The sequence below is a fragment of the Tissierellales bacterium genome, from assembly GCA_025210965.1.
Taxonomy (GTDB): Bacteria; Bacillota; Clostridia; order Tissierellales; family JAOAQY01; genus JAOAQY01.
The window spans coordinates 1-6,591 of sequence record JAOAQY010000080.1 but is presented as its reverse complement, the minus strand read 5'-3'; the positions used below and the strand labels follow the sequence as shown (position 1 = coordinate 6,591).

Below are 6,591 nucleotides of genomic sequence, written 5' to 3'. Positions count from 1 at the left end.
TGTTCAAACCTTATGTTTGCTGAGAACAAATTTATATAAATCAAATTGAAAAATACAAAATTGATATTCAAAAAAGTCATAGCCTTTATTAGGGCTATGACTAATCTTTAAATATTAAATTTCAGAATATTTACACCAATTGCTTGACAGACTCTGATTTACTCTTCATAGCTTTTCTAGCTTCCTCTATTCCCGATAGATATTCTTCACGCTCCATTTTATGGAGAAGCTCGTCTTCTAGGGATTCTTTTTCATTTACTAGTTCTTGAAGTTTTACATAGTCGGTTGCATTTTCAATCATTTGTTCATCGAGTTTTGAGATTTTAGTTTCTAATTGGTCTATTTCATCGTATATTTTTTCAAATTCTAACTTCTCTTTGTATGAAAGTTTTGGTATAGAATTGTTTTTCGGTTTTTCTTTGTATGAATTTGATTTATCTGATTTTGATTCAGATTTTTTATTCTCATTGATCCAGAGATTTCTCTTTTGCATATAGTCATCGAAGTTTCCAGTATTTATCATTATTTTTTGGTCTTCTTCAAATGCGAATATTTTATTGCATATTTTATTTAGGAAATATCTATCATGAGAAACTGTTATGATAGCTCCATTAAAATCTTCTAAGTAATTTTCTAATACATTTAGAGTTTCTAAATCTAAATCATTTGTAGGCTCATCTAGTATGAGCACATTAGGGGCATCCATTAGTATTCTCAAAAGATAAAGTCTTCTCTTTTCGCCGCCCGATAATTTTTTTATATAAGACCATTGAAGGTCACTGTTAAACAAGAATTTTTCCATCATTTGAGATGCAGAGATTTTTATATTGTCAGCAGTTGTTATGAATTCAGCACCTTCTTTTATATATTCAATAGCTCGTAGATTTTCGTCCATATCTGCAGATTCCTGTGTGAAATAGCCTATTTTTACAGTCGTACCAGTGTCTACCTTGCCTTTGTCAGGAGATAAGTTTCCCGTTATCAAATTGAGTAGGGTTGATTTTCCTGCACCATTAGGACCGATGATACCTATTCTATCTTCTCTAGTGAGTATATAAGAGAAATCTTTTATTATATTTTTTTCACCGTAGGATTTACTTACATTTTCCCATTCTATGATTTTTCCGCCAAGTCTACTATGTGCTACTGATATGTCCATGCTTTCACTAGTTTGCTGACCATCTAGTGAATCAGATAGCTCCTCGAATCTTTGTATCCTAGCTTTCTGTTTTGTTGACCTAGCTAGAGCACCTTTTCGAATCCAAGCGAGCTCGCTTTTGTACAATTGTTTTTTCTTAGCTTGCATAGTTTGTTCCATAGTTTTTCGCTCTATTTTTTTCTCCAAGAACTCCGAGTAATTTCCAGTATAAGTATAAAGAGTTCCTAGGTCTAGTTCTATGGTTTTATTAACTACATGGTCTAAAAAATATCTATCATGGGTTACCATGAGTAGTGCACCTTTTCGGCTCTTTAAATAATCTTCTAGCCAAGTGATAGTTTCGTGATCCATATGGTTTGTAGGCTCGTCTAATATCAAAAGATCACAAGGAGTGATAAGCGCGCAAGCTAGTGCAACTCTTTTTCTAAGTCCACCAGATAACTGCTTCATTTTTAAGTCGAATTCAGAAATCCCAAGCTTAGTTAATATAGTTTTGACTGTGCTTTCTAGTTCCCAAGCATTAGATGAATCCATTTTTGAGCTTAGCGATATTAGTTTTTCTTGCAAGTCATCGCTTGGAGTTTTTTCCAATTTAGTAAGAGTGTATTCATAGTCTCGTATGATTGATATAACAGGATGATCCGCTCTAAATACTTGCTCTAATATAGTGCTTTCAGGGTTATACTCTGGGTTTTGAGGGAGGTACTCTATATTCATGCCATTTGTGAGTCTATATTCACCGTCATCTAATCCCTCTACACCTGCGATAATTCTTAGCAGGGTTGTTTTTCCAGTACCATTTACTCCTATAAGTCCGATTTTGTCATAATCGTTTACATGCAATGAAACTTCTGAGAAGAGCATCTTGTCGCCATAGTGTTTTGAAATGTTGTCTAAAGATAATATATTCATAAAAAGCCACCTTTTTAAAATAGTCTATAGTAAATTCATTTGTTATTCAGATAAAATCTCTGATAGAAACTATCATACCACAAATACTATATTTTGAGGAGTAGAACAAATGTGGATAGTGTTTAAAACGGAGCAGTAAAAAGTGTTAAATAAATTTAAGAAAAATACAAGGTTGAGTTCACTAAATTTTAATAAAACTTTGTTACCATATGTTCGATTATTGAAATTATGGGAGGGTTTGCTATGAACAAGAAGAGAATTGCACAAAGATTGGCGGCTATGACTCTAGCAGGTATGCTAGCGTTACAATTGGCGGCTCCAATGACTAGTTTTGCAGCCAAAGATAATCAGGTAAAAGTGGCTACTAGTATGACACAGCTAGTTAAAAATGAGGATTTAAAAGTAGGGCAGGTATACGAAGGATTCAAATTGGACAGACAAATTTTTTCAAAAGACTTAAATTCAAAGGTGAATTTATTTGTTCACGAAAAAAACGGTGGACAAGTAGTATATATACAAAGTAAAGACCAAAATAGATGGTTTGGAGCTACGTTTAGAACACCAACTGTAGACAATACAGGAGTCAATCACGTACTAGAACATACAGTGCTTGAAGGTTCTAAAAAGTACCCATCTGCGTCGAATTTCAAAGATATGGGCAAAAGATCAGTATCTACGTATATGAATGCGCTTACAGGCGCTGATCTTACTTATTACCCAGTTGCAAGTGAAAACGCTAAAGATTTTGATAACTTGATGAAAGTCTATTTAGATGCTGTATTTGCACCACTTGTAGTTGAGGACGAAAACTTATTGAAAAGAGAAGGCTGGAGATATGATTTGAATCCACAGACCGGCGAAATTGAATTCAACGGTATAGTATTTAATGAGATGAAAGGTGCTATGTCTGGTAGATATAAGGTCTTATTTACTGAGCTTAGTAGAGCGCTTTATCCAGATACAAAATACAGATTTAACTCTGGAGGAGATCCAGTTTCTATAGTGGATTTGACTCACGAGCACATAGCAGAAACTCACGATAAGTATTATACAGCGTCAAATGCTTGCCTAATGCTTTATGGCGATATGAATGTAGTAGAGAAATTAAAGTATATAAATGATCAATACTATAGCAAAATGGACAAAAAATCTCCAATAGAAGATTTAAAATCACAAAAAACATTTGATGGAGTTAAAAGAGTGGAGACTACTTATCCAGCATCGCCAGCCGAGACACAAGAGACTGACAGTATGCTCCTTTGGTCTCCTGTCATGCACGATACAACAGAAGCAGAACGTATGGGTCTTTTGATACTTAGTAGTCTTTTGGCAAAAGATGACAATACATTGCTTTATAAAAACACCGTAGAAGCAGGTATTGGAAAGAGTGTGGTTGCACAGCTAGACACAGGGACATATGAGCCTTCGATGTTTGTATTAGCCCAAGGTGCATCAAATAAGGATATGGACAAATTTGTAGCTGCAGTTGAAAAAACTCTAAAGCAAGTTGCAAAAGAAGGTTTTGACAAGGCTGAGCTAGAGTCTGTATTCAATCAGACTGAACTTGCTATAAAGGGTAGTCTATTGATATCAAATAAAGGTGAAGTGGCATTAGAGACTCTAAATACAAATTTTGTTACTTATGGAGATCCACTACTTTCATTTAGCAGCTCAGAAGTGTTAGATGAGATAAAAGACAAGGTGATAAATGATAAGTATTTGGAGAGTTTGATAGAAAAATACTTGATAGGAAACGATCATAGAGTAGAGATGGTATTTACTCCAGATGCGTCGTATATGGCAAAAATAAATGAGCAGCTAGATCAAAAGCTCAAAGAAAGATTAGACTCTATGGGTGAAGAAAAGCTAGCAGCGCTCAAAGAAGATATCGTAGAGTACAATAAGTGGCAAGCTCAAAAAACTCCACAAGAACACTTAGATGCGCTTCCAAAACTTACAGTAGAAGATTTAGATTTAGAAACGGATGATGTAAATATTGTGAAAGGTGAGCTAGATGGTTATACACTTCTCAAACATCCAGTTAATTCTGTAGGACTTACAGACCTTAATCTTTATTTTAATCTACAAAACTTGACCAAAGAAGAGTTAGCTTATTTGCCTATATTGACATCTGTGATGGTCAACTCTGATACGAAGGAATATACAAATAAAGAAATTGGAAATATGATTGCAAATTATTCTCTTGGAATAAACTTTTATGAGACTACATTTTCAAATTCAAAAGATAGTGAAAAATACTATCCATATTTTGTAGTTTCATCAACTTATGCATCGGAAAATGCAGACAAAATTACAGAACTTATGAAAGAGTATATGCTAAATGTTAAGCTTGACGATAAGGATATGGTTAAGCAAAAAGTGAGCGAGCTACTTGAAGCTAAAAAGCAGTCTATGCTCAGCAATCCAAATGCAGTAGTTGTATCAAAATATTCAGCAGCTATGACATCAGCAGGAAATTTAGAAGATTATATGAAATCTGAGAGTTATAGAGTGCTTAAAGAATTAAATGCTGATTTTGACTCTAAATACTCAGAGCTGGAAGAAAAATTGGTTACTATATATCAAAAATTATTTACAGCAGATGAACTTACCATATCGGTAGCTAGTGAAGAGAAAGATTTTGAAAAGAATGAAAAAGCTATCAGTGTTATGCTAAAAGATTTGAACAAAAAGGATATAAAAGATAGTGTTTGGGATTTCAAAGCTGAAAAGACTAAACTTGGACTTACTATTCCAGCGGAAGTTCAGTTTATGCAATTAGGATTTAATTTGAAAAATATAGGCGAGGAATTAAATGGATCAGACCTTGTATTTTCAAAATTAGTGAGTGATGGATATATGTATGAAAAGCTAAGATTGCAAGGCGGTGCATATGGCGGATATTTAGCAACATCTGCTAGTGGAAATGTGAGGTTTGGAACCTATAGAGATCCAAAACTTAAAGAGTCTGTAGATGTAATAAATGACCTCGTTAATGTATTAAAAGAATTCAAGCCTACTCAAGAACAGCTCGATGAAGCGATCATATCTATAGTGGGAAGAATAGATGCAGGTCAGGATTTGTTTACAGAAACTAAAGCAGAAAATGCAGAAATTTTATCAGAATACGATAGAAAAGATTTAGAAAAACTTAAAAAAGAAATACTAGAAACTACACCAAAAGACCTTGAAGGTTTCATAGCAAAAATGGAAAAAGGGCTTAAAGATAGCACGATAATAGTGGCTGGTTCAGAAACGAAAATCAACGAGAATAAGGATTTATTTGATGAGATTAGACCAATAGATGCATAGATATGCTAAGGGTTTGACTGGCAGAATGAGTTATCTAGAAACAAGAATGAAAGACACAATTTTTACAGATTGATAGTCGTTTCGCTAGTCCAGATAATGTATATATCAGCTATTTACGGAGCGTATAGTTATGCGGCTGGAGTTAGCTAAAAGAATCGTATGAAAAAACTAGCTATAATTGAAAAAGACATAGGCTTAAAAAAGCTATGTCTTTTTTGATTATGTACACACTTAGTTTGGACTACTGAAAGCTATATTATTTAGAGCCATTTTCTTTAATAGTATCCACTATTATCATAGTGCAAACAATTACTACAGCAGTTAGTATTGATAGAGAGGTTACTATTAGACCGATTTCATAAGCACCTGAACCTATCATAGTTCCAACATTTATACTTAAAAATTCTGCTAGCATGAAAGCTATTATTCCAACTGCTATTTTGCCTAAGGTTTTCATAACAACAACTTCCTTTCTTTGAAAATATGAGTTTTGTGAGTTTCATCAATTAGCTTCTGGATAGCAAATGCATATTGACTTCGCCTTTTGAGTAACACCACAGGTAAATGAAGGCGCTACTTTGCCGATGGAAATTGATGGATTTAGAGAATAAGAAGAATGCCCGTATTTTACAATCATAGAGGTATTATCTATACCATTAGGGCTATATAGATGAATCAATAGCGAACCATGCCTTGCAAATGAAGCAGTCTTATTTTTTGAAAGACCATCTACTAATTCAAAAATGCTTTTAGCTTTATTTTCGCCAGCACAATAAACTTCATAATTAATTTTGTGATTATCTGCATTGTATTGTCCTTCTAGAGGTTCATAAGTCACACTGAGGCTAGATTTACCATCTCGACAATCCAAATTGAAATCTTGATTCCAAGCTATACCTATTATGTCTTTATTTTTTACAATAGGTTCGCCTACCCATGTCCAACTGAATTTTCCTATAAACTTTTGCTGACCATTATATTCATAGTAGTCAGAGAGTTCTCCTGTAAGAATGAGTTTGGCGCTTATACTTTTCATTTCGTCATAAGTTCCTTTGAAATTTCTTATTGTTTGAATTTGCTCATTTGTATAGCCCTTTTTCATAAGTGCTTGATCTGAGAAATTATTCAATTTGCCATATTCTTTTTTAAAATCAATACTATTGATTTCAGTTATTTCATCTTCGTGGTACCCATACACCTGTAGCTCT

The 6,591-nt window shown here is 33.7% G+C and carries 4 protein-coding genes; 1 reads left to right on the top strand and 3 read right to left on the bottom strand.

Annotated features, from left to right (window positions below):
* Nucleotides 1-130: 130 nt before the first annotated feature.
* Entirely contained in the window at nt 131-2,071 is a 1,941-nt protein-coding gene (locus N4A40_05965; GenBank protein MCT4661392.1) for an ABC-F family ATP-binding cassette domain-containing protein, read from the bottom strand.
* Between the two features lie 243 nt (nt 2,072-2,314).
* Between N4A40_05965 and N4A40_05960 the strand changes: the two genes are divergently transcribed.
* Complete coding sequence (locus N4A40_05960; GenBank protein MCT4661391.1) at nt 2,315-5,383, top strand: insulinase family protein; 3,069 nt, start codon at nt 2,315-2,317, stop codon at nt 5,381-5,383.
* 256 nt (nt 5,384-5,639) lie between these two features.
* Here the strand turns inward: N4A40_05960 and N4A40_05955 are convergent, their stop codons facing one another.
* Both N4A40_05955 and N4A40_05950 read right to left on the bottom strand, forming a co-directional pair.
* Nucleotides 5,640-5,840 carry a hypothetical protein gene (locus tag N4A40_05955; protein ID MCT4661390.1) on the bottom strand — a complete coding sequence of 67 codons (201 nt, stop codon included), beginning with the start codon at nt 5,838-5,840 and terminating at the stop codon, nt 5,640-5,642.
* A 45-nt stretch (nt 5,841-5,885) separates the two neighbouring features.
* A partial coding sequence (locus N4A40_05950; GenBank protein MCT4661389.1) for a hypothetical protein occupies nt 5,886-6,591 on the bottom strand: 706 nt, incomplete at its 5' end.